General features: G+C 52.0%; 23 protein-coding genes. 15 read left to right on the top strand and 8 right to left on the bottom strand.

Annotation, left to right across the window (positions count from 1 at the left end; all coding sequences use genetic code 11):
• The 9 genes from lpxA to J0X00_RS08565 all read left to right on the top strand — a co-directional run bounded on the left by lpxA (nt 1) and on the right by J0X00_RS08565 (nt 10675).
• On the top strand, nt 1-789 hold the full coding sequence (lpxA, locus tag J0X00_RS08605; RefSeq protein ID WP_136482266.1) for an acyl-ACP--UDP-N-acetylglucosamine O-acyltransferase: 789 nt from the start codon (nt 1-3) through the stop codon (nt 787-789).
• 162 nt (nt 790-951) lie between these two features.
• Nucleotides 952-2091, top strand: a complete 1140-nt coding sequence (gene lpxB / locus J0X00_RS08600) for a lipid-A-disaccharide synthase (RefSeq protein WP_136482268.1) — start codon at nt 952-954, stop codon at nt 2089-2091.
• Nucleotides 2092-2145: 54 nt separating this feature from the next.
• A complete protein-coding gene (rnhB, locus tag J0X00_RS08595) occupies nt 2146-2766 on the top strand; it encodes a ribonuclease HII (RefSeq protein WP_136482270.1) in 621 nt (206 codons plus the stop codon).
• Nucleotides 2767-2861: 95 nt separating this feature from the next.
• The gene (gene dnaE / locus J0X00_RS08590; protein ID WP_136482272.1) at nt 2862-6341 is read left to right on the top strand and encodes a DNA polymerase III subunit alpha; all 3480 of its coding nucleotides are present in this window, start codon (nt 2862-2864) and stop codon (nt 6339-6341) included.
• A 44-nt stretch (nt 6342-6385) separates the two neighbouring features.
• Nucleotides 6386-7345: an acetyl-CoA carboxylase carboxyl transferase subunit alpha gene (accA, locus tag J0X00_RS08585; RefSeq protein WP_218562766.1), complete on the top strand. Its 960-nt coding sequence runs from the start codon at nt 6386-6388 to the stop codon at nt 7343-7345.
• A 185-nt stretch (nt 7346-7530) separates the two neighbouring features.
• On the top strand, nt 7531-8832 hold the full coding sequence (gene tilS / locus J0X00_RS08580; RefSeq protein WP_282477913.1) for a tRNA lysidine(34) synthetase TilS: 1302 nt from the start codon (nt 7531-7533) through the stop codon (nt 8830-8832).
• Nucleotides 8833-8895: 63 nt separating this feature from the next.
• Nucleotides 8896-9207: a cytochrome c gene (locus J0X00_RS08575; protein ID WP_136482279.1), complete on the top strand. Its 312-nt coding sequence runs from the start codon at nt 8896-8898 to the stop codon at nt 9205-9207.
• 114 nt (nt 9208-9321) lie between these two features.
• Nucleotides 9322-9660, top strand: coding sequence for a nitrogen regulatory protein P-II (gene glnB, locus J0X00_RS08570; RefSeq protein ID WP_168796919.1), 339 nt, complete (start codon nt 9322-9324; stop codon nt 9658-9660).
• Nucleotides 9661-9826: 166 nt separating this feature from the next.
• Nucleotides 9827-10675 carry an endonuclease/exonuclease/phosphatase family protein gene (locus tag J0X00_RS08565; protein WP_282477912.1) on the top strand — a complete coding sequence of 283 codons (849 nt, stop codon included), beginning with the start codon at nt 9827-9829 and terminating at the stop codon, nt 10673-10675.
• Nucleotides 10676-10691: 16 nt separating this feature from the next.
• Here the strand turns inward: J0X00_RS08565 and J0X00_RS08560 are convergent, their stop codons facing one another.
• The 3 genes from J0X00_RS08560 to gloB form a co-directional block, all read right to left on the bottom strand.
• Nucleotides 10692-11378: a YIP1 family protein gene (locus tag J0X00_RS08560; RefSeq protein ID WP_136482283.1), complete on the bottom strand. Its 687-nt coding sequence runs from the start codon at nt 11376-11378 to the stop codon at nt 10692-10694.
• Nucleotides 11375-12934, bottom strand: a complete 1560-nt coding sequence (locus J0X00_RS08555; protein ID WP_282477911.1) for a LysM peptidoglycan-binding domain-containing protein — start codon at nt 12932-12934, stop codon at nt 11375-11377. Before J0X00_RS08555 ends, J0X00_RS08560 begins: the two co-directional genes overlap by 4 nt.
• 72 nt (nt 12935-13006) lie before the next feature.
• Entirely contained in the window at nt 13007-13765 is a 759-nt protein-coding gene (gene gloB, locus J0X00_RS08550) for a hydroxyacylglutathione hydrolase (RefSeq protein WP_136482287.1), read from the bottom strand.
• A 37-nt stretch (nt 13766-13802) separates the two neighbouring features.
• Here gloB and J0X00_RS08545 point away from each other — a divergent pair, with 37 nt between their 5' ends.
• A complete protein-coding gene (locus J0X00_RS08545; protein WP_218562770.1) occupies nt 13803-14555 on the top strand; it encodes a class I SAM-dependent methyltransferase in 753 nt (250 codons plus the stop codon).
• An 82-nt stretch (nt 14556-14637) separates the two neighbouring features.
• Here the strand turns inward: J0X00_RS08545 and rnhA are convergent, their stop codons facing one another.
• Complete coding sequence (gene rnhA / locus J0X00_RS08540) at nt 14638-15102, bottom strand: ribonuclease HI (protein ID WP_136482291.1); 465 nt, start codon at nt 15100-15102, stop codon at nt 14638-14640.
• Between the two features lie 56 nt (nt 15103-15158).
• On the opposite strand from rnhA, the gene dnaQ reads away from it, so the two are divergent.
• Together dnaQ and J0X00_RS08530 are read left to right on the top strand one after the other, a co-directional pair.
• Complete coding sequence (gene dnaQ, locus J0X00_RS08535; RefSeq protein ID WP_282477910.1) at nt 15159-15899, top strand: DNA polymerase III subunit epsilon; 741 nt, start codon at nt 15159-15161, stop codon at nt 15897-15899.
• A 9-nt stretch (nt 15900-15908) separates the two neighbouring features.
• A complete protein-coding gene (locus J0X00_RS08530) occupies nt 15909-17159 on the top strand; it encodes a TIGR03503 family protein (protein WP_136482295.1) in 1251 nt (416 codons plus the stop codon).
• A gap of 175 nt (nt 17160-17334) precedes the next feature.
• Here the strand turns inward: J0X00_RS08530 and fadE are convergent, their stop codons facing one another.
• A complete protein-coding gene (fadE, locus tag J0X00_RS08525) occupies nt 17335-19779 on the bottom strand; it encodes an acyl-CoA dehydrogenase FadE (RefSeq protein WP_282477909.1) in 2445 nt (814 codons plus the stop codon).
• A gap of 300 nt (nt 19780-20079) precedes the next feature.
• Between fadE and lpcA the strand changes: the two genes are divergently transcribed.
• Both lpcA and J0X00_RS08515 read left to right on the top strand, forming a co-directional pair.
• Nucleotides 20080-20655, top strand: a complete 576-nt coding sequence (gene lpcA, locus J0X00_RS08520; protein WP_136482299.1) for a D-sedoheptulose 7-phosphate isomerase — start codon at nt 20080-20082, stop codon at nt 20653-20655.
• Between the two features lie 79 nt (nt 20656-20734).
• The gene (locus tag J0X00_RS08515; protein ID WP_218562772.1) at nt 20735-21580 is read left to right on the top strand and encodes a class II glutamine amidotransferase; all 846 of its coding nucleotides are present in this window, start codon (nt 20735-20737) and stop codon (nt 21578-21580) included.
• Between the two features lie 102 nt (nt 21581-21682).
• Here the strand turns inward: J0X00_RS08515 and purN are convergent, their stop codons facing one another.
• The gene (gene purN, locus J0X00_RS08510) at nt 21683-22321 is read right to left on the bottom strand and encodes a phosphoribosylglycinamide formyltransferase (protein WP_136482303.1); all 639 of its coding nucleotides are present in this window, start codon (nt 22319-22321) and stop codon (nt 21683-21685) included.
• Between the two features lie 3 nt (nt 22322-22324).
• Nucleotides 22325-23365: a phosphoribosylformylglycinamidine cyclo-ligase gene (gene purM / locus J0X00_RS08505; protein WP_136482305.1), complete on the bottom strand. Its 1041-nt coding sequence runs from the start codon at nt 23363-23365 to the stop codon at nt 22325-22327.
• A 321-nt stretch (nt 23366-23686) separates the two neighbouring features.
• On the opposite strand from purM, the gene upp reads away from it, so the two are divergent.
• Nucleotides 23687-24313 (top strand): uracil phosphoribosyltransferase, encoded by a 627-nt coding sequence (gene upp / locus J0X00_RS08500; protein ID WP_136482307.1) that lies wholly within the window; start codon nt 23687-23689, stop codon nt 24311-24313.
• Nucleotides 24314-24396: 83 nt separating this feature from the next.
• On the opposite strand, the gene rluF is transcribed toward upp, so the two are convergent.
• The gene (rluF, locus tag J0X00_RS08495) at nt 24397-25455 is read right to left on the bottom strand and encodes a 23S rRNA pseudouridine(2604) synthase RluF (protein WP_282477908.1); all 1059 of its coding nucleotides are present in this window, start codon (nt 25453-25455) and stop codon (nt 24397-24399) included.
• Nucleotides 25456-25500 lie beyond the last annotated feature (45 nt).

The following is a 25500-nucleotide window of genomic DNA, read 5'->3' as shown; positions in this document are numbered from 1 at the left end:
ATGATCCACGAAACGGCACAAATCCACCCGGCAGCGGTGGTCGAAGACGGCGCAGTGATTGGCGCTCATGTCACGGTTGGGCCATTTACTTACATTACTGCCGGCGTCACCATTGGTGAGGGCACGGAAGTGATGTCGCATGTTGTGATCAAAGGCAACACAGTAATCGGCAAAGACAACCGCATTTTCCCGCATGCTGTCATTGGTGAAGAGAACCAGGACAAGAAGTACGGCGGTGAAGATACGCGCGTTATCATCGGTGACCGTAACGTCATTCGTGAAGCAGTCCAGATTCACCGTGGTACCACGCAGGATAAACACGAAACCGTGGTCGGCAACGACAACCTGTTGTGTGTCAATGCGCACATTGCGCACGATGTGATTGTGGGTAACCACACACACATTGGTAACAACGCCATTCTGGGCGGTCACGTGACTGTGCATGATTACGCAGGTGTCATGGCTCTGTCGGCGATTCATCCGTTCTGCTCTGTTGGCGCTTATGCCTACATCGGCGGCTGTTCTGCCGTGGTTCAGGATGTGCCGGCTTACGTGCTGGCGCAGGGTAACCATGCGTCTCCGTTTGGTCTTAACCTGGTTGGTCTTAAGCGTAACGGCTTTGAAAAAGCAGAAATTCGTGCTTTGCAAAAAGCGTACAAAGAGATCTACCGCGCCGGTAAGACTCAGGCTGAAGCCCTGGTTGTATTGAAAGAGATGGCGGCTGAGTGGTCATCTGTACAGCGCTTTGTTGACCTGCTGGAGAGCTCTGAGCGTGGCATTATCCGCTAAGCTCGGCTAATCCAATGATGGAAAAAGATCGTCCGCCTGTCGGACGGTCTTTTTGTGTTTTATAGCCCAGCGTGTTTTGTGCATCGTGTTTTTTGGACAGCCGCTTTTTTCGTAAAGTTGCGGTCCAAAATGCACAAGTTAGTTTTATAGAGGATATTCGGCGTGAAAAAACCACTACGTATCGGCATTGTGGCAGGTGAGCTATCCGGTGATACCCTGGGTGAGGGCTTCATCAAAGCCGTTAAAGCCCGCTATCCGGATGCCGAGTTTGTCGGCATTGGTGGTCCGAAGATGATGGCCCAAGGCTGTCAGTCTCTGTTTGATATGGAAGAGCTGGCCGTGATGGGGCTGGTGGAAGTGCTTGGACGTCTGCCACGTCTGCTTAAAGTCAAAGCGGAGCTGGTTAAGTATTTTACCACCAATCCGCCGGATGTGTTTGTCGGGATTGATGCGCCGGATTTCAATCTGCGCCTTGAGCTCGATCTTAAGCAGGCCGGGATCAAAACTGTGCACTACGTCAGTCCGTCGGTCTGGGCCTGGCGCCAGAAGCGTATCTTTAAAATTGCGGCTGCGACGAATCTGGTACTGGCGTTTCTGCCGTTTGAAAAAGCTTTCTACGATAAATTCAATGTGCCGTGTGAGTTTATTGGTCATACCCTGGCGGATGCGATTCCTTTCCAGAGTGATCAGCAGGCGGCGCAGCAACTGTTGGGCCTTGATCCGACGCAGCGTTGGCTGGCTGTCCTGCCGGGCAGCCGGGGCAGTGAGATGAAAATGCTGGCCGAGCCGTTTATCCGCACCTGTCAGCGTTTGCAGCAGAGTTATCCGGACCTCGGTTTTGTTGTTGCCCTGGTCAATCAGAAACGGCGTGAACAATTTGAAGCCGCCTGGCAGGCGATAGCACCTGAACTTAATTTTGTTCTGGTCGATGATACCGCGCGTAATGTGATTACGGCATCCGATGTGGTCTTGTTGGCGTCGGGGACGGTCGCGCTGGAGTGCATGCTGCTCAAACGCCCTATGGTGGTGGGTTACCGGGTCAATGCCATTACGGCATTTCTGGCTAAACGACTGCTCAAAACCAAGTACGTTTCGCTGCCGAATATTCTTGCCGAGCAGGAGCTGGTCAAAGAGCTGCTGCAGGATGACTGCAGCGTCGATAACCTCTACCGCGAAGTCAGTCAGTTACTCGACAGCGACAACCGGGTGATGCTGGACAAATTTGACCAGATGCACCACTGGATCCGTAAAGACGCGGACAAACAGGCGGCGCAGGCCGTGCTGGCTCTTATTCAACAGTAATAAAAGCATTCAACACTAATTACACAATCCAACACTTCAGGCTCAGAGCAGATTATGGCGAAAAAACCGCAACAAGAACTTCCTCCGTATCAGATCCCGGCGGGTTTCCATTGTATTGCCGGCGTGGATGAAGTCGGGCGCGGCCCGCTGGTCGGCGATGTGGTGACCGCGGCGGTCATTCTCGATCCTAATAATCCGATTGCCGGACTCAACGACTCGAAGAAATTGTCGGAGAAAAAGCGTCTGGCGTTGCTGCCGGAAATCCAACAAAAAGCGCTGGCCTGGTCGGTCGGGCGTTGCAGCCCGCAGGAAATCGACGAGCTGAATATTTTCCAGGCCACTATGCTGGCAATGCAGCGGGCCGTCGAAGGATTGGCATTACAGCCCGACCTGGTGCTGGTCGACGGCAATAAAATCCCGGTGCTGCCTATGGCGGCTGAAGCCGTGGTCAAAGGTGACTTACGCGTGGCGCAGATCAGTGCCGCGTCGATCATTGCTAAAGTGGTGCGCGATCAGGAGATGGAAGAGCTGGATAAAGCCTATCCCGAATTTGGTTTTGCCCAGCACAAAGGTTATCCGACCAAGGCCCACTTTGCCGCAATTGAGCAACATGGCGTGATTGCCGAGCACCGGCGCAGTTTCGGCCCGGTCAAACGGGCTCTTGGCCTCGGCTAGCCAACGGCTGAGGCAGGAATAAGCCCTGTATCTCAGCACAGATTTACGTAAAATAAGCGCCAGTTAAATTTATCAGTACCCCAGGACAGAATTAAATGTCAGACCCAAAGTTTATCCACTTACGTGTTCACAGTGATTTCTCCATGGTTGACGGCCTGTCAAAAGTGCCGCCGCTGGTGAAAAAAGTGGCAGCAATGGGCATGCCGGCAATGGCCCTGACCGACTTCACCAACTTATGTGGTCTGGTGAAATTCTATGGCACTGCGCATGGCTGTGGTATCAAGCCGATTGTCGGCGCTGACTTTGCCGTGCGTTCTGACGAGTTTGGCGATGAGCTGACCCGCATTACTGTCCTGGCCAAAAATAATCAAGGCTACAAAAACCTGACCCTGCTGATCTCCGATGCGTATTTACGTGGTCATGTACAGCACCAGCCGGTGATTGATAAAGAGTGGCTGGTGAAATATTCCGAAGGCCTGATCCTGCTGTCCGGTGCGAAAAGCGGTGATATCGGCCGTGCGCTACTGAAAGGCAATCAGGCCCTGGTGGAGAAATGCGTCGAGTTTTACCAGACCCATTTTGCTGACCATTTTTATCTTGAACTGGTACGTACCGGACGTGCCGATGAAGAGAGTTATCTGCATTTTGCCCTTGAACTGGCTGAACAGACCGACCTGCCGGTGGTGGCGACCAACGACGTGGTATTTCTTGAACCGGAACAGTTCGATGCCCATGAAATCCGGGTCGCGATTCACGATGGTTACACCTTAGAAGACCCGCGCCGGCCAAAGAACTACAGCGCGCAGCAGTATCTGCGCAGTGAAGAAGAGATGTGCAATCTGTTTGCCGATATTCCGGAAGCGCTGGAAAACAGTGTCGAGATTGCCAAGCGTTGTAACGTGACCGTGCGTCTGGGCGAATATTTCCTGCCGGCATTCCCGACCGAGGGGATGCTGGAAACCGAATTCCTGGTCAAAAAGTCTCAGCAAGGTCTCGAAGAGCGTCTGGAATTCCTGTTTCCGGATCCTGCCGTGAGAGCCGAGCGTCGCCCGGCTTATGATGAGCGTCTGGAGATCGAGCTGCAGGTGATCAACCAGATGGGATTCCCGGGTTACTTCCTGATCGTAATGGAGTTCATCCAGTGGTCGAAAGATAATGATATTCCGGTAGGCCCGGGGCGGGGCTCAGGTGCCGGTTCTCTGGTGGCTTACGCACTGAAAATCACCGATTTGGATCCGCTTGAATACGATTTGCTGTTCGAACGCTTCCTTAACCCGGAGCGGGTATCCATGCCCGATTTCGACGTCGATTTCTGTATGGATAAGCGCGATCTGGTGATCGATCACGTGGCGGAAATGTACGGTCGTGATGCGGTATCACAGATCATCACCTTTGGTACCATGGCGGCGAAAGCGGTAATTCGCGATGTGGGCCGGGTGCTGGGCCACCCGTTTGGTTTTGTCGATCGCATCTCGAAAATGATCCCGCCAGATCCGGGTATGACGCTGGAAAAAGCGTTTAAAGCCGAACCAGCTTTGCCGGAGCTGTACGAAGCCGACGAAGAAGTTAAAGAACTGATCGATATGTGTCGCATTCTGGAAGGGTGTACACGTAACGCCGGTAAACACGCGGGCGGGGTGGTGATTTCCCCGACCTCGATTACCGATTTCGCGCCTTTGTATTGTGATGCCGAAGGCCACCATCCGGTGACTCAGTTTGACAAGAACGACGTCGAATATGCCGGTCTGGTTAAGTTTGACTTCCTTGGCCTGCGTACCCTGACCATCATCGACTGGGCGCTGGGGCTGATTAACCCGCGGCGTGAAAAAGCCGGTGAGGCGCCGGTGCGTATCGAGTCAATTCCGCTGGCGGATCCGGCCTCGTTCCGGGTATTGCAAAACTCAGAAACCACCGCGGTATTCCAGCTCGAATCGCGCGGGATGAAAGAGCTGATTAAACGTCTGCAGCCGGACTGTTTTGAAGACATCATCGCACTGGTTGCTCTGTTTCGCCCCGGCCCGCTGCAATCGGGCATGGTAGATAACTTTATCGACCGTAAGCATGGTCGTGAAGCCATTTCCTATCCGGATGAAAAATGGCAGCACGAGTCGCTGAAAGAGATCCTGGAGCCGACCTACGGCATCATTCTCTATCAGGAACAGGTGATGCAGATCGCCCAGGTTCTGGCTGGCTACACCCTGGGTGGTGCGGACATGCTGCGCCGGGCGATGGGTAAGAAAAAGCCGGAAGAGATGGCCAAACAGCGGGCTATTTTCCAGTCAGGCGCTGAAAATAACGGTGTTGACGGCGAACTGGCAATGAAAATCTTCGATCTGGTGGAAAAATTTGCCGGATACGGGTTTAACAAATCGCACTCAGCCGCCTATGCTTTAGTATCGTACCAGACGCTATGGCTCAAAACTCACTACCCGGCCGAGTTCATGGCAGCGGTCATGACCGCGGATATGGACAACACCGAGAAAGTGGTTGGTCTGGTCGATGAGTGCATGCGCATGGGGCTGACCGTGCTGCCACCGGACATCAACTCCGGTCTGTACCGGTTTAACGTCGATGATGCCGGCGCGATTGTGTATGGTATCGGGGCGATTAAAGGTGTTGGTGAAGGCCCGATTGAAGCGATTCTTGAAGCGCGTAGTCAGGGCGGTTATTTTAAGGATCTGTTTGATTTCTGCGCGCGGATTGACCTGAAAAAAGTCAACAAACGGGTGATTGAGAAGCTGATTCTGGCCGGTGCGATGGACCGCCTCGGGCCGCATCGCGCAGCGCTGATGGCCTCATTAAGCGATGCGGTGAAATCAGCCAGTCAGCATCACCAGGCCGAAGCGTTTGGTCAGACCGATATGTTTGGTGTCCTGACCGATGCGCCGGAAGAGGTGGAGCAGAAATACACTCAGGTCGATGAATGGCCGGAAAAAGTGTGGCTGGAAGGGGAACGCGAGACATTGGGTCTTTACCTGACGGGGCATCCGATTAATGCTTACCTGAAGGAACTCAATAAGTACACCAGTTGTCGATTGAATGAGGCCACGCCAACCCGACGCGATCAGTCGGTGACTGTGGCCGGTCTGGTCATCGCAGCACGGGTCATGACCACCAAACGCGGTAACCGGATTGGTATCATGACGATTGATGATCGTAGTGGCCGGATGGAAGTGATGTTATTTTCCGATGCGCTGGATCGCTATGCAGATTTGTTAGAAACAGATAAAATTTTGGTCATTTCCGGACAGGTCAGCTTTGATGACTTCAACGGTGGCCTTAAAATGTCGGCGCGCGAAGTCATGGACTTGGGCAGCGCGCGTGAAAAATATGCCCGAGGCTTGTCGGTTTCGATTGAGCAATCGCAGATCAATGAGCAGTTTTTTGAGCGCTTTAGTCACATCTTAGAGCCTCACCGAGCAGGGACTGTCCCTGTCAATGTATACTACCAGCGCCCAGATGCGCGAGCACGCCTGACGTTAGGCACCGAGTGGCGTGTCACTCCAAGCGATACATTGTTAGACGAATTAAAACAGTTGCTTGGCAAAGACCAGGTAGAACTCGAATTTAACTAAAATTCAGCTGCGCCAGTGCGAGCTGAGTAAAAAAGGATCGGTAGATGAGCCTAAATTTTCTAGAATTTGAAAAACCTATTGTAGAACTTGAAGCTAAGATTCAGGCGCTACGTGATGTTTCCCGTCACGGCGGCGATACTTCAGTCGATCTGGAAAAAGAGATTGAACAGCTAGAAAAGAAAAGCCTGGAGCTTAAAAAGAAAATCTTCAGTGACTTAGGTGCATGGCAAGTGGCGCAGATGGCGCGTCATCCGCAGCGTCCTTACACTCTGGATTACATCGAAAACGTATTCACAGAGTTCGACGAACTGGCTGGTGACCGTGCCTTTGCTGATGATAAAGCGATTGTCGGTGGTATGGCTCGTCTGGACGGCCGTCCGGTGATGGTGATTGGTCACCAGAAAGGTCGTGAGACGCGTGAAAAAGTGAAACGTAACTTCGGTATGCCAAAACCGGAAGGTTACCGTAAAGCGCTGCGTCTGATGGAGATGGCTGAGCGTTTCAACATGCCAATCATCACCTTCATCGATACAGCAGGTGCATACCCTGGCGTGGGCGCAGAAGAGCGTGGCCAGTCTGAAGCGATTGCGAAAAACCTCAAAGTGATGGCAGGCCTGACGGTACCGGTTATCTGTAACGTTGTCGGTGAAGGTGGTTCAGGTGGCGCACTGGCAATCGGTGTCGGTGACTACGTTAACATGCTGCAATATTCAACGTACTCGGTGATTTCACCAGAAGGTTGTGCCTCGATTCTGTGGCGTGATTCAGACAAAGCCCCTCAGGCTGCAGAAGCGATGGGCCTGGTTGCTCCTCGTCTGAAAGAGCTTGAGCTGATTGATGAAATCATTGAAGAGCCACTGGGTGGCGCGCATCGTGACCACGTCAAGACCGCTGCTAACATGAAAGCGACGCTGCTGCGTCAGCTGGAAGATCTGGAAAAGCTGGATCAAGAGTCTCTGCTTGAGCGCCGCTACCAGCGTCTGATGAGCTACGGTTACTGCTGATGAGCTACGATTACGCCTGATGAGCATCCTGCTCGGGGCAATAATGACAAAAGGTCGGACTCAGTCCGGCCTTTTTGCTTTTAAGTCAATCAAATAACCTGGTGGCTTATGCTGCCTGAGCGTGGCTTTGTGTATATACTGGATCAGATACACACGCTTTGCTTTCCCTGTTCGATTAAAGAGTCATGATGGATTTATACGCTCATTTCAGTCATTCCCTGAGTCAGCATCCGGCCCGGCACTATGTGCTCGCGTTGAGTGGTGGCGTTGACTCGCGGGTCATGCTGGAACTGCTGGCACGTTACCGCTCGCAGCACGGCATCCTCATCTCAGCGGTGCATGTGCATCATGGCCTCAGTGCTAATGCCGATCAGTGGGCTGAGCAGTGCCAGGCTTGGTGTGATGTGTTAGCGGTTCCCTTACGCGTTGAGCGGGTCAACCTCGATACAACCCAGGGTGACAGTATTGAACAGCTGGCGCGCGAGGCGCGCTATACGGTGCTGGCCGGGTATATTGACCAGCACAGTTGTCTGCTGCTGGGCCAGCACAGTGATGATCAACTGGAAACCTTCTTACTGGCACTTAAGCGCGGTAGCGGTCCGAAAGGCCTGGCTTCAATGCCGCGCAGCGCTGTTTTTGGCCAAGGCCGGTTGCTGAGACCTCTGCTCACTGTCGCCAGGAGCGATATAGAAGCGTTTGCTGCGCAGCAGCAGTTAGCCTGGGTCGAAGATGAGAGTAATCTCGATACCCGCTATGAGCGTAATTTTCTCCGTCATGAGGTGACGCCGCTGCTCACTCAGCGCTGGCCCTCGATTCGCCAGGCGGTGCAGCGCAGTGCTGAGCTGTGTGCCGAGCAGGAAAGCGTACTGGCCGAATTACTCGCCGATGCTCTGCTGCAAGCGGTGCAGGCCGACGGAAGCCTGGCGATTGAAAGCCTGACCAGACACAGTGCTGCGGTGCGGCGGCAATTGCTGCGCGCCTGGCTGGACCGACATGGGTTGAATATGCCAAGCCGCATCCAGACAGATATCATCTGGGATGAAGTGGCGCAGGCCGAGCAGGATGCGAATCCTAAGCTAAAATTAGGGCGGCATCATATCCGGCGTTTTAATCGCCGTTTATATTGTGTTGGCCTGCAGGCCGATGTCTCTGCCTGGAGTCGGCAGATTAAGCCCGACCAGGTACTTGATTTACCAGATGATATAGGGCAACTTGTGCTACGTGTTGCACCCGGGGGTAACTTGCGTATTCCCGCCGAACCGGAGCATTTACGGGTTATTTTTGAGCCACAGGGATTATCAGCCTGTCCGGTAGGAAGAGCCGGGTCACGCAAACTGAAAAAGCTGTTTCAGGAGTATCAGATTCCGAGTTGGCAGCGACGGAGGATTCCAATACTTATGTATCAGCAACAGGTTGTTGCTGTGGCCGGTCTGTTTGTGGAGCGTGATTTCAGTGGTACCGATGCTGAACTGCTCTGGCAACAGTAATCCCTTTATGTCACAACATCGTATCGAGCAATACCAATAACAATATGGAAAGAAGGGCAAGCAATGAAGAAAATTACTATGGGAATGATGTTAGGTTTGAGCCTGCTGGCGGGCAATGCATTGGCTGCCGGTGATGCAGCGGCAGGAAAAGCCAAAGCGTCAGTGTGCGCAGCGTGTCACGGCGCAGATGGTATTGCGGTAATTCCGGGCTATCCGAACCTGAAAGGACAGAGCGAGCAATACATCATCAATGCACTGAATGCATACAAAAACAAAGAGCGTACTGGCGGCAATGCTATGATTATGCAGCCTCAGGCATCGATGCTGAGCGATGCGGATATTGCCAACCTGGCGGCTTATTACGCCAGCCTGTAATGGTATCTATCCCTCAGTTTGAGACACAGCCCGAGCTTCGCTCGGGCTTTTTATTGATTGTTTACAACGGCTAGCAGATAATATTGCTATCAAAGAGAAGTTTAAGGGATGAACATGAAAAAAATCGAAGCCATTATCAAGCCATTTAAACTCGATGATGTTCGTGAAGCTCTGGCTGAAGTCGGTATTACCGGTATGACGGTCTCTGAAGTGAAAGGGTTTGGCCGTCAGAAAGGCCATACCGAGCTGTACCGCGGCGCTGAGTACATGGTCGATTTCCTGCCGAAAGTGAAACTGGAAATTGTCGTGACAGAAGATGTAGCAGACCGTTGTGTTGAAACCATCATCGAAACCGCTCAAACCGGCAAAATTGGTGATGGTAAGATCTTCATTACTGAGGTGGAGCGCGTTGTGCGTATCCGTACTGGCGAAGAAGACGAAGACGCGGTTTAACCCCTGCGGGTAAATGTCATGCTTACTTGAATCGTTGAATAAGGAGCTCCGGCTCCTTATTTTTTTGCCCGTGAAATGTGCGTAAAGTGCACTGAGAGCCGTGCAGGCTTGTCGCGTGATTTGCGCAGTGCTATGGTGCTGCTAATTTCTGACAGGATCAATTGTGATGAAAAAACGCCTTGTAGTTTGGGGGCTGCTGCTGGCTGTTTTGCTGGTGCCAGGCAGCTTTGCAGTCCTGTTTTCAGTGCCAGATGAGCCACAGCTAACCCAAGCTGATCCCCTTACCGAAGCGTTGCCACAGCAATGCTCTCAGTACCCGGCCCACGATTATCTCGACCATAATGGTACGCTGAAACTGGTGGTATGGAACATTTACAAGCAGAACCGGCCAGACTGGCAACCGGTGTTGCAGGAGTTGAGTGCGGATGCGAATTTACTCCTGTTGCAGGAGGCGAGTATGAGCGGTGAATTGCATGCCTGGTTGCAGAAAAAGCGCTGGCAGGCCAATCAGGTCAATGCGTTTGAGGTACTTGGCGAGCCAGCGGGCGTGCTGAATGCTGCACGTGTAGCGCCGCAACAGGTGTGCGCCTTTACCGCGCTGGAACCCTGGTTAAGGCTGCCTAAATCAGCCTTATACGCCCTGTATCCACTCAGCTCAGGCCAGAGCCTGGCCCTGGTCAATTTGCATGCGATTAACTTTACCTTAGGTACCGCAGAGTATCAGGCTCAGATTGAGCAACTGCTCGGTCAGCTTCAGCAGCATCAGGGGCCGGTTATCGTCGCCGGTGATTTTAACAGCTGGAGTGAGGAGCGGACGGCATGGCTCAGTCAGGCAATGACGGCAAACGGGTTACAGGAAGTGCACTTTAATCCCGATCAACGGGTCCGTTTTATTAACGGTTTGCCACTCGATCACGTGTTTTTTAAACAGCTCAGTCTGAAAACGGCAGAGGCGCCCGTTTCGGACGCCTCTGATCATAACCCTTTGCTGGTGACATTTACCTTAAGCGAGTAAAGGGCGGCAATAAGGATTAACTTAAGCCGATAAATAGGGCCCAGATCAGGTAAAACGCCAGCCAGGGCAGAGTTGCAATCACCAGCACCTGACCGCGTTCAAGCTGAGTCCAGGTGCCGACCGCGGTATAGCCCAGCACGATATACCAGGGCAGCAGCAGTGGGAAAGCGCCGGCAAACTGAGCCCAGTCGCTGGTCAGTGGCAGTTTAATCAGACCATTGAGGCTATTGAGGTCGGCGGCGTAGTTCATCACTTGACCGTGCTTAAGTAACAGACTGACGTAACTGGCTAAATCACCAATGACGGCCGGAAACAGCACCACGCTGCTGGCGGCAAACCATTTCCAGTAGCCCATCTGTGGCGCGACGGGTTTTGTTGCCAGACGAAACCACAATGCCAGGGTCAGAATGGTCAGAGTCCGCCCCACCAGATCGCTGATGATTTCACTGGCCATCAGGGGATCAGGCTGCAGCAATTCCAGCTGCGTCGGGCTGGCGCTGGTCAGTTGTGCTTGCAGAGCCTGTCTCAGCCACTCAAAGTTAACGTTATCGAAGTACGCCCCCCAGAACAGAAACGGCGTAATCATTAACACCAGATAGGTTTGCCAGCCCCACAGACTGCGCTGGTAGAGGGCGGCAAAACAGTCGCTCGGTGAACGGAAAATATCCACCAGCATGATCAAAGGATTACCTGAAGGTGTCATACCGTAACCTTAGTAACATCGACATACAATTTCAGTTTCTGGCCCGGACGCAGGTATTTCTGATTTGACAGTTCATTCCACTGCACAATATCGCGTGTTTTGACACTGAAGCGCGAAGCGATGCCACTCAGAGTGTCACCACTGCGCACCTGATAAAATACGGTGCGGATGATGGCGCCGTCGCTGCTGTCTTTCCAGATCACCAGTTTTTGTCCCACCCGTAAGGTATCGCGCGGGCCCATGCCATTCCATTTGGCTAGTGCCTGATGCGACACATTGTTTGCTCGTGCGATGGTCCACAGGCTCTCGCCGGAATGCACGGTATGGGTCAGCTTGTACTGGCCGCGGGCCAAAGACTGAGTCTTGGCCAGACGGTTGCTGGCACTCAACGCATACGCTTTTTCATCTTTGACCGACGTCGGCACCATCAGGTGTTGGCCGACGCGAATCGAGGTGCCGGACAGGCTATTGGCGGTTTGCAGAACTTTGGTGGTGGTGTTATAGCGATTGGCTATCACGCTCAGGGTATCACCGCTTTTCACCTGATAACGAATCAGTTTCATCCCTTTGCCTTTATTGGCCGCCACTTGCTGCTCAAAACGCGTGACTTTATCGACCGGGATCAGCAGTTGATGCGGCCCGTTGGGCGCCGTGGCCCACTGGTTAAACGCCGGGTTATAGCTTTGCAGTTCTTTGACGCTGATACCGGCATACTGGGCCGCAATCGCGAGGTCGAGCTGCTCTTTCGGATCAACCAGCTTCAGCACCGGTTGGTTGGCAATCGGCGGCAGCTCGATACCGTATTTTTCCTGGTTGGCGATGATATCAGCCAGAGCCAGTAATTTAGGCACATAACCGCTGGTTTCTTTCGGCAGATCAAGCGAGAAGAAATCGGTCGGCTTGCCATGACGGACGTTTTTACGCATCGCCTGAGACACCCGGCCGCCGCCACTGTTATACGCAGCGATCGCGTTATACCAGTTGCCATCAAAGCGCTTACCCAGCACGGTCAGGTAATCCAGTGCCGCGTCGGTGGCAGCATCTACGTCCCGGCGTCCGTCGTACCAGAAATTTTGTTTCAGGCCGTACATCTTGCCGGTCGCGGGGATAAACTGCCACAGCCCGGCCGCACTGCCGTGGGAGTAAGCAAATGCATCGAATGAGCTTTCCACCACGGGCAGCAGAGCCAGTTCGAGTGGCAGCTGACGCTGTTCGATTTTCTCGGTAATTAAATGCAGGAAAGGTTTGGCCCGCTCGGCGACAATCGCTAAATGGCCCGGATGTTTGAGATACCAGGTGCGGTAGTAGTTGACGGTTTCATCATCCGGAATCGGCAGCGACAGCTGCATAGCGATGCGCTGCCACACGTCATCCTGCTCCTGAGGGGGAACCACCTTAGGGGCTTTTAGCGTCGTTTTGGATGGGGCTGGCGGCACGGTCATCTGGGCAGATGCTGTGCTCTTTTCCCTGTTTTCTGATGTATCTTGACTCAAAGGCTGGGTAGTTTGGCATCCGGCAAGTAGCAGTGCAATTACCCAGCTGAATTGTACTCGCATGTAAAACAGCCTTTTTTATCGTTGGCTGCTGATAATACTTTCCGTATTAATCCCGTGACAAGCAAGAATACGTCAAAATTCGTTCTTCCATTCACGTAATGCGCTAAATACCGACAACGCATCCGTTTGCTCGGTACGATTGGTCACTGACTTCATGACGCTTGAAGCCTGTGTGCGCAAGAAAGGATTGACCCATTTCTCCCGTTGCAGGGTGGTCGGCAGGGTCGATTTGCCTTGGCCGCGCAGACGGATGACTTCATCACGATAAATTTGTAACTGTTCGTTATCGGGCTCGACGGCCATGGCAAAAGCGATGTTACTGGCGGTGTATTCGTGTGCGCAGTACACCTCGGTTTCATCCGGCAGGCTGGTGAGTTTGTTCAGTGAAGTGAACATCTGTTCCATCGTGCCTTCAAACACCCGTCCGCAGCCGGCAGAAAACAGCACGTCGCCACAAAACAGCTTGCCGTCGCCCACATAACCGATATGGCCCAGCGTATGGCCCGGTAAATCAAGCACCATAAAACGTTCATCAAACAGTTCAATTTGATCGCCGCCGTCGACCGGGTGGGTCAGGGTTGGAATCGGCTCTTTGGATGGGCCGACGACATCAACGTGTGGAAACTGACGCACCAGTTCAGGCACTCCGCCAATGTGGTCATGGTGGTGGTGGGTGATAAGGATGGCATCCAGAACCAGTTCATGCTGAGCCAGGTAGGCAAGCACCGGGGCGGCATCGCCCGGATCGACCACCGCACAACGCTGATCGCTATTTTTAATCAGCCAGATGTAATTATCATTAAATGCGGGTATGCTTTTGATATGTAACATGAGTTATCTCCAGTCACCTTGGTGAAGCGAGTTAGCAATGAAACCAGCACGCAGTGAAAAAAAACTTGAGACACCGCATTCGTGGTCTCAAATGAAAAATGGCCAGTGGGTCTGTGAGTCGATTCAAACCCGGCTTGATGAGTGGTGCCCGAAACTGTTTGGCTATCATATGTTGAAACTGGGTGGCTTGAGCTGCGAACTTGCCAGTTGTAATTGTAATATTCAACACCAAGTTCATCTCGATATCCAGAACCCATTGCATAATGTGATCGCCGACAGTGGTGAGTTACCATTTTTGGAACGCAGTATTGATGCCGTGATTGTGACCCATCAACTGGACTACTGTAACGACCCGCACCGGATGTTACGTGAGGTAGACCGGGTTTTGATTGATGATGGCTACATCATTCTGACCGGCTTTAACCCGCTCAGCCTGACCGGGCTGGCCAGTTTTTTGCCTTGGCGTAAGCGCAGCCTGCCGTGGAGTGGACGTATGTTTACTCCAAACCGGATTAAAGATTGGCTTGGGGTGCTTAATTATCAGGTGGTTGAGTGCGATCAGTATGCGTTGTTTCCGATGCTGAAATATCGTCCGCTATGGACCTGGCTGGAAAACGGTCTTGGTGACTACGGGCGTGCCTTTGGCAGTCTGTATTTCATCGTGGCGCGCAAGCGTACCTATCCGCTTAAGCCGATTAAGCCCCACTGGCGCTTCAAACGTCGTTTGTCACCAGTCGGAGTCAATTACCGGGTTAAGTCTCAGTCCAAACAGATGTCTGAGCAGAAGTAACGCCTGAGTCGTTTCTACCTCAAACATCGAATTCGACAACGCTTAGCCCGGCAATATGAGGTGCATCAACCGATCTGCAACATCAGCTTGGTTGATAACCGGTATCTTCTTCGGTTGGATTTTCAGCCGCAGTGCGTGCCAGTTCGTCGCACATTTCGTTTTCGCGGTGACCGGCATGGCCTTTTACCCAGTGCCATTCCACTTTATGGCGGGCGGTTTCTTTGTCCAGTGCCTGCCATAAATCGGCATTTTTAACCGGTTTTTTATCGGCCGTTTTCCAGCCGCGCTTTTTCCAGTTATGAATCCACTGGGTGATGCCCTGACGCACATACTGGCTGTCGGTGGTCAGTTGCACCTCGCAGGGCTCTTTCAGGGTTTGTAGCGCGACCACGGCCGCCAGCATTTCCATCCGGTTATTGGTGGTGAGGCGATAACCTTTGGCAAGGGTTTTTTCCACTTGTTTATAGCGCATGACGACCCCGTAGCCACCCGGGCCCGGATTGCCTAAACAAGAACCGTCAGTGAAAATTTCCACCTGTTTCTTCATGATTTGATACTATTGGGTTTGGCACACAATTGGCATAGTCTGACATATAAATCCTCATGAATACTAGCAACAATTCTGATTACGGTCGCATTGTGGTTCTCGATACCGAAACCACAGGTATGAACCTTGAAGGCGGTCCTCATTACGAAGGGCACAGGATCATCGAAATCGGTGCGGTGGAGATCATCAACCGCAAGCTGACTGGTCGCCATTTCCATGTTTACCTCAAACCGGATCGCGAGATTCAGGCTGAAGCGGTGGAAGTGCATGGTATTACCGATGAATTTCTGGTGGATAAGCCGGAATATAAAGATGTGCATGATGAGTTTCTCGACTTTATCAAAGGCGCTCAGTTGGTCGCACACAACGCGCCCTTCGACGTCGGCTTTATGGATTATGAGTTCAGCAAACTCAATGCTTCGATTGGTAAAACCGAGCAGTACTGCCAGATAACCGATACGCTGGCCATGGCGAAGAAAATCTTCCCGGGCAAACGTAACAACCTGGATATTCTGTGTGAGCGCTACGGTATTGATAACTCACACCGTACTCTGCACGGGGCATTGCTCGATGCCGAGATTTTGGCTGATGTTTATCTGCTGATGACCGGTGGCCAGACGTCGCTGCAATTCTCTGCCGGGTCACAGGAAAACGGCGCTGGTGGCGATAACATCAAACGGGTCAGTGAAAGTCGAAAAGCGCTAAAGGTTTTGCGTGCGACGGCCGATGAAATGCAGGCACACCAGGAACGTCTGGATCTTGTTGAAAAAAATGGGGCGTGCCTCTGGCGCCAGTAGGGAGAATCTATGTTTAGAATAGGGTTGGTATTATTCGGATTACTGTTTGGTGTCAGTGCATTTGCCAGCGATGAGTCAACCCTGTCTTTGCTGGATAACCGGTTTCGGGTCGATCCGACTATTTCTCAGATCACCTTTGTGATCTACCGTGAAAACAATTCTCAGCCAGTGGTACTGGTGCGTCCGGATGGTAAAAAGTATTACGCCTGGCGTAAGCCGGACAACGTACGCTGGTACGAAGAACCTTCCATGGACATCATCTCCATTGATCATCCGATGCCGGGCCCCTGGCAGGCGGTGGGGAAGGTATCGCCGAGGAATAATATCAAGCTTATTTCCCACCTTCAGCTCAGCTCGGATGTGTTTCCGAACCGGGTTTATCAGGGGGAGGAGATCAAGTTTACTGCCCGCCTGACTTCTGATGGTAAGCCTCTGCTGTTGAGGGACTTTTTGGACCGCGTGAATCTGAAAGTGACCTTTACCAAGTACATCGAAAATGAAGAGTCGTTGCTCAAAGAAGCCCGCCCGCTACCGACCGTAATTGGCGAATTTGCTGATGACGGACAGGGGCTGGATGAGAAGCCTGGCGATGGCGTATTTACGGTCTCGCTGCCGATTTCACCCGACCCGGGTAAGTACCGGGTACGAATCACTTCCGGCAACGGCGTTTTCCTGCGAGCTCAGGAACAGGCAGTGCTGGTGTATCCGTCACCGGTGACCACCACTTTTATCCAGTCTCGAGAGGATGGCCAACCGCACCAACTGGTGGTCAGCGGCGAGCAGGGTATGATTGAGCCGGGATCGCTGGCTGCGCATGTGGAGCATTTCAATGCTGACCAAGAGCAGTTTCTCACCGAAGGAGTGGCTGCGAAAGATGCACTGAAGGTGACGCTGATGATTCCGAACCGTGAAAAGGTCGGTAACTATTCCTGGCAAGCCAAGTTGTATGCGACGGATTTGGCCAGTCAGCGTGAGCTCTACTTCCCGATTGGCCTGCATACCTACAGCGTTGTTAAAGGGATTGATTTAGCGGCGACCCGCCGCTTACAGGAAGAGGAAGCGGCCGCGAAGCGTAAAATAGAGCAGGAACGTCTTGTGATTCAGATGCGTGAAGAGGCGCGCCAGCGCAGCATCATCTACATTGTGGTGGGTAACCTGGTGGTTTTGCTGCTGATTGTGGTCGGTTGGTTTGTGATGCGCAAATTGCGCGTTGGCAGGGAACCAAAACCGGAGATGCAGCTCAATGTGCCGAAAAAATAACCCAGGCCACAGTTAAGTGATTCACTTAGCTGCGATAGCGTAAACGACCAGTAAATTAAGCGAAGCGGCTTATCAGCCGGCGAAAAGCACGATAAGAAAAAACAGGAGGCTTTGGCCTCCTGTTGGGATTGATACTTTGCTGTTAGCTGCCGACGGTTTCAGGCTGATCTACGTCTCAGGCGGCATCACCCAGCTGCGGCGAGGTTTTCTCTGCGGCCAGCTCCTGCGGTGCGAAATCATCCACATTGATGGTGGCCAGACGGTGCGCTTCAGCTTCGCTGAGGTGTTTTGCCTGTTCCGGCGTCAGGATATTATGCTGCAGTCCCAGTTTGGCCACTTCATCCAGGCCGGTGAATGGACGACGCTGGTTGAGCGCCTGGCACACTTTATCAAACAGTGGCTCAGCGTCGAGTATCACCCGCAAAGCCAGCTCAATTTTTCCGGCCGGGTTATGCTCGCTCGGCTCCAGGTACTGATTGCGGCCCAGGCGGTCACGGGTGGCACTCGGTGTTTGCACAATTTGCGCCACCTGACTGTCGAGCTTGTCACTGGGCACTTGACGCACCCGGCCAAATGGCAGGATCAGCATTCGCAGTACTCTGCCCAGCAGGCGGTTCGGGAAGTTGGCCAGGAACTCATCGATAGCCACTTCTGCCTGCTGCATACTGTCTTGCAGTCCCCAGTGCACCAGAGGCAGGTCTTCCACTGGCCGGCCGTCATTGTCAAACCGTTTCAGGGTTGCAGAGCTGAGGTAAAGCTGACTGAGAATATCCCCCAGTCGGGCTGACAGGCGCTCTTTACGTTTCAGTGAGCCTCCGAGCACTGCCATGGAAATATCAGCCAGCAGCGCCAGGTTGGCACTGTAGCGGTTGAGTTGTTGATAGTAACGTTGGGTCGCATCCCGGACCGGAGCCTGTGAGCCGCGTCCATCGCTCAGACCAAACCAGATACTGCGTACCAGGTTGCTGAGGGTAAAGCTGACATGCCCGGCCAGAGCCTTATCAAATTGGGCTAAAGCGTCCGGCTGATCGGAATACGCCGCTGCCATTTCCTGTAGAACATACGGATGACAACGGATCGCACCCTGACCAAAAATAATCATCGAGCGGGTCAGAATATTGGCCCCTTCGACAGTAATGGCAATCGGGGCGCCCTGATATCCGCGTGCTAGGAAGTTAGAGGGGCCAAGACAGATCCCTTTACCGCCCACGATGTCCATCGCATCGATAATGGCACGCTGACCACGATGGGTGCAGTGATATTTAACGATGGCCGAGATCACCGAAGGTTTTTCCCCGCTATCGATGGCAGCAACGGTCATGTTGCTGGCGGCATCCATCACATAAGCATTACCTGCCAAACGGGCCAGCGGCTCTTCGATACCTTCCATCTGTCCGATAGGCTGTTTGAATTGACGGCGGATACGGGCGTAAGCACCGGTCGTCAGGGCTGCGGTTTTGGTGCCTCCGGTTGAGTTGGATGGCAGGGTAATGCCGCGTCCGACCGACAGACATTCCACCAGCATACGCCAGCCCTGTCCGGCCATTTGCGGCCCCCCGATAATGAAATCGAGCGGCACAAACAGATCACTGGCACGGGTCGGTCCGTTCTGGAACGGAACGTTGAGCGGGAAATGACGGTTGCCAATTTCCACGCCGGGCAGGTCGGTTGGGATCAGGGCACAGGTGATGCCCACTTCTTCTTTGTCGCCTAACAGGCCGTCCGGATCGCGCAGTTTAAACGCCAGGCCAAGGACGGTTGCGACCGGAGCAAGAGTGATATAGCGCTTGTTCCAGGTTAGGCGCATACCCAAAACCTGTTTGCCTTGCCATTCACCGTGACAGACGATACCGAAATCCGGAATTGAACCGGCATCGGAACCGGCCTCTGGGCTGGTCAGAGCAAAGCAGGGGATTTCGCGTCCTTCAGCCAGGCGTGGCAGGTAGTATTCTTTTTGCTCTGTGGTGCCGTAATGTTGCAACAGCTCACCGGGTCCCAGGGAGTTAGGGACGCCAACGGTTGAGGAAAGAACCCCCGACACACCGGTCAGTTTTTGCAGCACCAAGCTTTGTGCGTAAGCGGAAAACTCCAGACCGCCATATTGCTTCTTGATGATCATGGCGAAGAATTTATGTTCTTTAAGGTACTGCCACACCTGCGGCGGCAGGTCGGCCAGTTCATGGGTGACCTGGTAGTCACTGACCATGGCGCAGACTTCATTGACCGGCCCATCGAGAAATGCCTGCTCTTCGGCCGACAGTTCAGGCGCCTTGATACGATGCATCTGCTGCCAGTCGGGTTTACCTTTAAATAACTCGGCTTCCCACCATACCGTACCAGCGTCCAAGGCTTCTTTTTCCGTTTGCGACATGGCCGGCAGAACTTTTTTAAAGCCGGCCAACGCTTTGCGCGATACGACAGACTGGCGGACGGCAGGGATTGCCAGTAGGACAACCGCAGCCAGATACAGCGCCCAACTGATGAGACCCAGAGGACCAAACAGCGTGAGGACGAGTAGGGTAACGGTTAGGGCGGCTAAGGCAGTAATGAGTGAGCTACGATGATAGAGGCAGCCGCCGAGAACAACCATCAACCCACAGACAGAGAGCAAGATTTCCATATTTTTATCCTTATTCAGACCGGAGTGTTCGATGAGGTTTTATTCTGGTCTTACCAGTTAAGTGTAATCGAAATATTAATAAAATGTAAAACCCTGCAATACTTAAAAGTGATCTGAATGGAGTAATGCTTCTAAATTTTGGATCAAGCCCGGGTAACTGGAGGCGATTTACGCTGAATGTGGCAAATCTTGCAGGCTAACTCTCGACAGAGGAAATCGTTTGGGTAAACTCATCGGTAACGAAACTCTCCGGTTTGTAGAGAGTTTGTCTGCCAGCAGCGTAATAAAGAGAATATACCTATGTACCAGGATCTGATTAGAAGTGAATTAACTGAAGCGGCCGATGTTCTGAACAAGTTTCTGAGCGACGAGCACAATCTGGCTCAGATTGAAGCCGCAGCGAAACTGATCGCTGACTCCTTTAAACAGGGGGGTAAAGTACTGTCATGTGGTAACGGTGGCTCACACTGCGATGCCATGCACTTTGCTGAAGAGTTGACCGGTCGTTACCGTGAGAATCGCCCGGGTTACCCTGGTATTGCCATTTCAGATCCAAGCCACCTGTCTTGTGTGAGCAATGATTTTGGCTACGATTTCGTGTTCTCGCGCTATGTTGAAGCGGTCGGTACTAAAGGGGATGTGTTGTTTGGTCTGTCGACGTCCGGTAATTCTGGCAACATCCTCAAAGCGATGGAAGCGGCACAAGCGAAAGGCATGAAAACCATCGCTCTGACCGGTAAAGACGGCGGTAAAATGGCCGGTGTGGCCGACGTGGAAATCCGCGTTCCTCACTTTGGCTATGCAGACCGTATCCAGGAAGTACATATTAAGATTATCCACATTGTCATTCAGTTGATTGAAAAAGAGATGGCGTAATCAAGAACTCCGGGCTGCGGCCCGGGACTCTGGGATAGCTGAAAGGTGAAGTGTGGTTTAAAGAGGAGTGGTTTAAACCATGTGTGAATTGCTCGGCATGAGCGCTAATGTGCCAACCGATATCTGTTTTAGTTTTACCGGCCTGATGCAGCGTGGCGGACGTACCGGCCCGCATCGTGACGGGTGGGGAATCACCTTTTATGAAGGTAAAGGCTTTCGGACCTTTAAAGATCCCAGCCCAAGCTGTCAGTCAAAAATTGCGGAACTGGTTCAGAATTACCCGATCAAAAGCTGCGCGGTGATCAGCCATATTCGTCAGGCAAATCGCGGTGCTGTGAACCTGGAGAACACCCATCCGTTTACTCGTGAATTATGGGGGCGCTACTGGACGTTTGCTCATAATGGTCAGCTGACGGATTATCAGCATCTGATTTCCGGTCGCCATCGCCCGGTCGGTGAGACAGATAGTGAAGTTGCCTTTTGCTGGCTGCTAGATGAGCTGGAGCATCGTTATCCGCAGATCCCTGAGGATATGACCGAAGTATTTGCCTACATTGCTACGCTGTGTGACCAGTTACGTGCCAAAGGCGTGTTTAACATGCTGTTGTCCGATGGCGACTACGTGATGAGCTATTGCACTAACCACTTATACTGGATTACCCGTCGCGCGCCATTTGGACATGCTGCGTTGATCGATGAAGATGTTGAAGTCAATTTCCAAGAAGAGACCACACCGAATGACGTGGTATCGGTGATCGCGACTCAGCCATTGACCATGAATGAAATCTGGCAACGCATGAAGCCCGGAGAGTATAACCTGTTCCATTGTGGCGAGCTGATTGCAACCAATGTTGAGCAACTGGCGGATGTTGAGTTTGTACCGGGTAAACCGGGAGACCAGTCGCCGAAAGCGCCATTGGCGTAGTCCCGGCATCTGCCAGTCGTTGGGGCGGGTTGGGACAAATAAAAAAGGGTTGATATGCTATCAACCCTTTTTTGTTGTCAACTTTGTCCCGGACGCAGACGGTTACTGGTCAGGATGGCCGTGGATGCCGAGCGGATTACCATCAAGATAGGCTTTACCGTCTTTCATCTCCAGGCGTCCTTCAACAAACCACTGGGTCACCAGTGGGTAGATGCGGTATTCCTGCTCCTGAACGCGTTTGGTCAGGCTATCCACCGTATCTTCATCGTAGATAGGTACACTGGCTTGCAGAATCACCGGGCCACCATCAAGTTGCTCGGTAACGAAATGAACACTGGTACCGTGCTCTTCATCACCGGCATGGATAGCGCGTTGATAGGTGTTCAACCCCGGGTATTTCGGCAACAGTGACGGGTGAATATTGATCATGCGCCCCATGTAATGGCGCACGAATTCACTGCTCAGAATTCGCATGTAACCGGCCAGAACTATCAGGTCCGGCTGATATTCATCGATCTGTTGCATCAGGGCGTGATCGAATGCATCACGCGTTTCAAACGCCTTTGGATCGACAAACACTGCAGCCGCACCTGCTTTTTTAGCCCGTTCTAAGCCATAAGCAGTTGCTTTGTTTGAAAAAACAGCCGTTACTTTGCCATCGCCAATACTTGTTTCACAAGCATCGATGATCGCTTGTAAATTGGTACCATTTCCTGAAACTAAAACAACAATACTTTTCATTGATTATTTGATCTCTACTTGCTCTTCATTTTCCTGAGCAGCGGCGATTTCACCAATAACCCATGCGGTTTCACCTTCTTGCTGCAGCAGTTCTACCGCAGCCTGAGCCTGATCTTTTGGCAGTGCAATCACAAGGCCGACACCACAGTTAAATGTACGGTACATTTCGTGAGTGTTTACATTGCCCTGCTGTTGCAGCCATGTGAAGATTGCAGGCCATTCCCAGCTCTTGCCGTCGATAACCGCTTTAGTGCCTTCTGGCAGTACGCGAGGAATGTTTTCCCAGAAACCACCACCAGTGATGTGAGAAATCGCATGAATGTCATGCTCAGCAATCAGTTTCAAACCTGATTTGATGTAAATTCGGGTTGGCTCCAGAAGGTGTTCGCCGATTGCTTTACCTTCCAGTAGCTCGTTTTTGTCAGCGCCGGATACTTCCAGGATCTTACGAACCAGAGAGTAGCCGTTTGAGTGAGGGCCGCTGGAGCCCACAGCAATCAGTGCGTCGCCGGCGGCAACTTTGCTGCCGTCAATGATATCTTCTTTTTCGACCACACCGACACAAAAACCTGCCACGTCATAGTCTTCACCTTCGTACATGCCTGGCATTTCAGCAGTTTCACCACCGATCAGGGCACAGCCAGCTTGCAGACAACCATCAGCAATGCCGGATACTACGTCGGCTGCGGTATCCACGTCTAGTTTACCGGTTGCATAGTAGTCAAGGAAAAACAGTGGTTCAGCGCCTTGTACAATCAGGTCGTTCACACACATCGCAACCAGGTCGATACCAATGGTGTCATGCTTTTTCATATCCAAAGCAAGACGTAGTTTGGTACCCACACCATCCGTGCCTGACACCAGGACCGGTTGTTTGTATTTGGTTGGGAGTTCACACAATGCACCAAAGCCACCAATGCCACCCATTACCTCTGGGCGACGAGTACGCTTTACTGCACCTTTAATTCGTTCAACAAGCGCGTTGCCTGCATCGATATCTACGCCAGCATCTTTGTAGCTAAGAGAAGTGTTGTTGCCGCTCACGGGGAAAGTCCTCGATCTAGTTGGATATGAAAACGGCGTTATTCTACAGGGCTTAAAACAAAAAGGAAAACGTTTGCGTCAGTTTTTTTCTGCCATTTTTGTAACCTGAAATTTTTCCGCCAAATTTGATTTTTCCGTCTCGAACCGGATCCTGGATGAGGCAGGCTTGTGGGGCAAAGTTTATGTGGCACAAGGGCTAAAGGGCGGAATAAGCGCGCTGAATCGGGCCATGACAGCGCTAAAAATCCCGGACAAACGTCAACATAAGGAGAATTTCAGTGTATAATCGGAAAGTTTGATTAAATTATGCCGGAGATGGAAATGAAAGTTGTTGAAGTGAAACACCCTCTAGTGAAACATAAAATTGGCCTGATGCGAGAAGGTGATATCAGCACTAAACGTTTTCGTGAGTTAGCAACCGAAGTTGGCAGCCTGCTGACTTATGAGGCCACCGCTGACTTTGAAACTGAAACAGTCACCATTGAAGGCTGGAACGGCCCGGTTGAAGTAGAGCAAATTAAAGGTAAAAAAGTAACGGTAGTGCCGATTCTGCGTGCTGGTCTGGGCATGATGGATGGCGTTCTGGAGCACATGCCGAGCGCACGCATCAGCGTAGTCGGTATTTACCGTGATGAAGAGACACTTGAGCCGGTACCTTATTTCAATAAGCTGGCCTCGAACATGGAAGAGCGTATTGCTCTGGTGGTCGATCCTATGCTGGCGACCGGTGGTTCTATGATTGCAACCATCGATCTTCTGAAAGAGAAAGGCTGTAACCAGATTAAAGTACTGGTGCTGGTGGCTGCGCCTGAAGGTGTTGAAGCTCTGGAAAAAGCGCACCCGGATGTTGAGCTGTACACAGCGGCTATCGATAAGAAACTGAATGATAAAGGTTATATCGTTCCAGGCCTGGGTGATGCCGGTGATAAGATCTTCGGTACTAAGTAAGCTTTAACGCGCTTGTTATCAATTGAAAAGGGAGCCAGTGGCTCCCTTTTTATTGGCAAATCATCGTGTTCGGCGTGATGGTACTATTTTTTCAGGCTCAGTGTGCCACCTTTGCGTGGCGTGACATTAGGCTTATGAGAGGTGTTGGAAACGTAACTTTTTGGTTTACGTGCAGCAGGTGCTTTGTCGCTGTAAGTCTTAGCGTTGTCGCGTTCTGCCTTGCCGTTCGACCGCTCTGACTGGCGCTGCTGGCCTTTTTTCGAGTTCGGTGCATGACGGTATTCATCGGCATTATGGCCGCGGAACGTTTTTGGGTTACGGCGTGCTTTCGAATGCTGGTTTTCTTCGCGGCTGTCATACAGCTTGGCATCCGTCGCTTTACGAATACGCTGACCATTATGGCCGACTTGTGAGGCTTCTTCCGTACCGCTCGAACCTTCACACATAGCCAGAATCTCGGCAATCTCCGCATCGGTTAGGTAACGCCATTTACCGTTCGGAATACCATCCAGAGAAATATTCATGATGCGTACCCGGCGCAGTTTGAACACTTCATAACCCAGAGCTTCACACATACGGCGAATTTGGCGGTTAAGTCCTTGAGTTAACACGATACGAAACGAAAATTTGGTTTCCTGAGTGACTTTACATGGCAGAGTCACGGTATCGAGGATCTTGACCCCTGATGCCATCTGCTTGATGAACTCAGGTGTGATTGGTTTATCGACCCGCACCACGTACTCTTTTTCATGACTGTTACCGGCGCGTAGAATTTTATTGACGATATCACCGTCGTTGGTGAGAAAAATCAGACCATCAGAGGGTTTATCGAGGCGGCCAATCGGAAAAATACGTTTCTTGTGACCGATAAAATCCACGATGTTACCTGGGATATCACGCTCAGTGGTACAAGTGATACCGGTCGGTTTGTTAAGGGCAATATAAATCGGTTTTTCTTTGCTGCGCAAAGGCTTATCGTCAATGCATACGTCATCGTTTTCGGTGACTTTGGTACCCATCTCCGGCAACTGGCCATTTATGGTTACGCGGCCCTGTTCAATCAGTTTGTCTGCTTCACGGCGTGAGCAAAAGCCGGTTTCACTGATAAATTTGTTGAGGCGTTTTTCGATAGGTTGCGACATGAGTTCTCCTGACGTTTCACAACGGAATGGGCTCGCACAGCGTTA

The organism is Vibrio sp. ABG19, from assembly GCF_029962385.1.
Taxonomy (GTDB): Bacteria; Pseudomonadota; Gammaproteobacteria; order Enterobacterales; family Vibrionaceae; genus Vibrio; species Vibrio ostreae.
The sequence above is the reverse complement of the archived record's forward strand: the minus strand, read 5'-3'. Positions and strand labels throughout refer to the sequence as shown.

Excerpts from the sequence above, each read along its gene's own strand:
- lpxA (WP_136482266.1), top strand. The coding sequence starts at position 1 with ATGATCCACGAAACGGCACAAATCCACCCGGCAGCGGTGGTCGAAGAC.
- rnhB (WP_136482270.1), top strand. The coding sequence starts at position 2,146 with ATGGCGAAAAAACCGCAACAAGAACTTCCTCCGTATCAGATCCCGGCG.
- dnaE (WP_136482272.1), top strand. The coding sequence starts at position 2,862 with ATGTCAGACCCAAAGTTTATCCACTTACGTGTTCACAGTGATTTCTCC.
- accA (WP_218562766.1), top strand. The coding sequence starts at position 6,386 with ATGAGCCTAAATTTTCTAGAATTTGAAAAACCTATTGTAGAACTTGAA.
- tilS (WP_282477913.1), top strand. The coding sequence starts at position 7,531 with ATGATGGATTTATACGCTCATTTCAGTCATTCCCTGAGTCAGCATCCG.
- J0X00_RS08575 (WP_136482279.1), top strand. The coding sequence starts at position 8,896 with ATGAAGAAAATTACTATGGGAATGATGTTAGGTTTGAGCCTGCTGGCG.
- glnB (WP_168796919.1), top strand. The coding sequence starts at position 9,322 with ATGAAAAAAATCGAAGCCATTATCAAGCCATTTAAACTCGATGATGTT.
- J0X00_RS08565 (WP_282477912.1), top strand. The coding sequence starts at position 9,827 with ATGAAAAAACGCCTTGTAGTTTGGGGGCTGCTGCTGGCTGTTTTGCTG.
- J0X00_RS08560 (WP_136482283.1), bottom strand. The coding sequence starts at position 11,378 with ATGACACCTTCAGGTAATCCTTTGATCATGCTGGTGGATATTTTCCGT.
- J0X00_RS08555 (WP_282477911.1), bottom strand. The coding sequence starts at position 12,934 with ATGCGAGTACAATTCAGCTGGGTAATTGCACTGCTACTTGCCGGATGC.
- gloB (WP_136482287.1), bottom strand. The coding sequence starts at position 13,765 with ATGTTACATATCAAAAGCATACCCGCATTTAATGATAATTACATCTGG.
- J0X00_RS08545 (WP_218562770.1), top strand. The coding sequence starts at position 13,803 with ATGAAACCAGCACGCAGTGAAAAAAAACTTGAGACACCGCATTCGTGG.
- rnhA (WP_136482291.1), bottom strand. The coding sequence starts at position 15,102 with ATGAAGAAACAGGTGGAAATTTTCACTGACGGTTCTTGTTTAGGCAAT.
- dnaQ (WP_282477910.1), top strand. The coding sequence starts at position 15,159 with ATGAATACTAGCAACAATTCTGATTACGGTCGCATTGTGGTTCTCGAT.
- J0X00_RS08530 (WP_136482295.1), top strand. The coding sequence starts at position 15,909 with ATGTTTAGAATAGGGTTGGTATTATTCGGATTACTGTTTGGTGTCAGT.
- fadE (WP_282477909.1), bottom strand. The coding sequence starts at position 19,779 with ATGGAAATCTTGCTCTCTGTCTGTGGGTTGATGGTTGTTCTCGGCGGC.
- lpcA (WP_136482299.1), top strand. The coding sequence starts at position 20,080 with ATGTACCAGGATCTGATTAGAAGTGAATTAACTGAAGCGGCCGATGTT.
- J0X00_RS08515 (WP_218562772.1), top strand. The coding sequence starts at position 20,735 with ATGTGTGAATTGCTCGGCATGAGCGCTAATGTGCCAACCGATATCTGT.
- purN (WP_136482303.1), bottom strand. The coding sequence starts at position 22,321 with ATGAAAAGTATTGTTGTTTTAGTTTCAGGAAATGGTACCAATTTACAA.
- upp (WP_136482307.1), top strand. The coding sequence starts at position 23,687 with ATGAAAGTTGTTGAAGTGAAACACCCTCTAGTGAAACATAAAATTGGC.
- rluF (WP_282477908.1), bottom strand. The coding sequence starts at position 25,455 with ATGTCGCAACCTATCGAAAAACGCCTCAACAAATTTATCAGTGAAACC.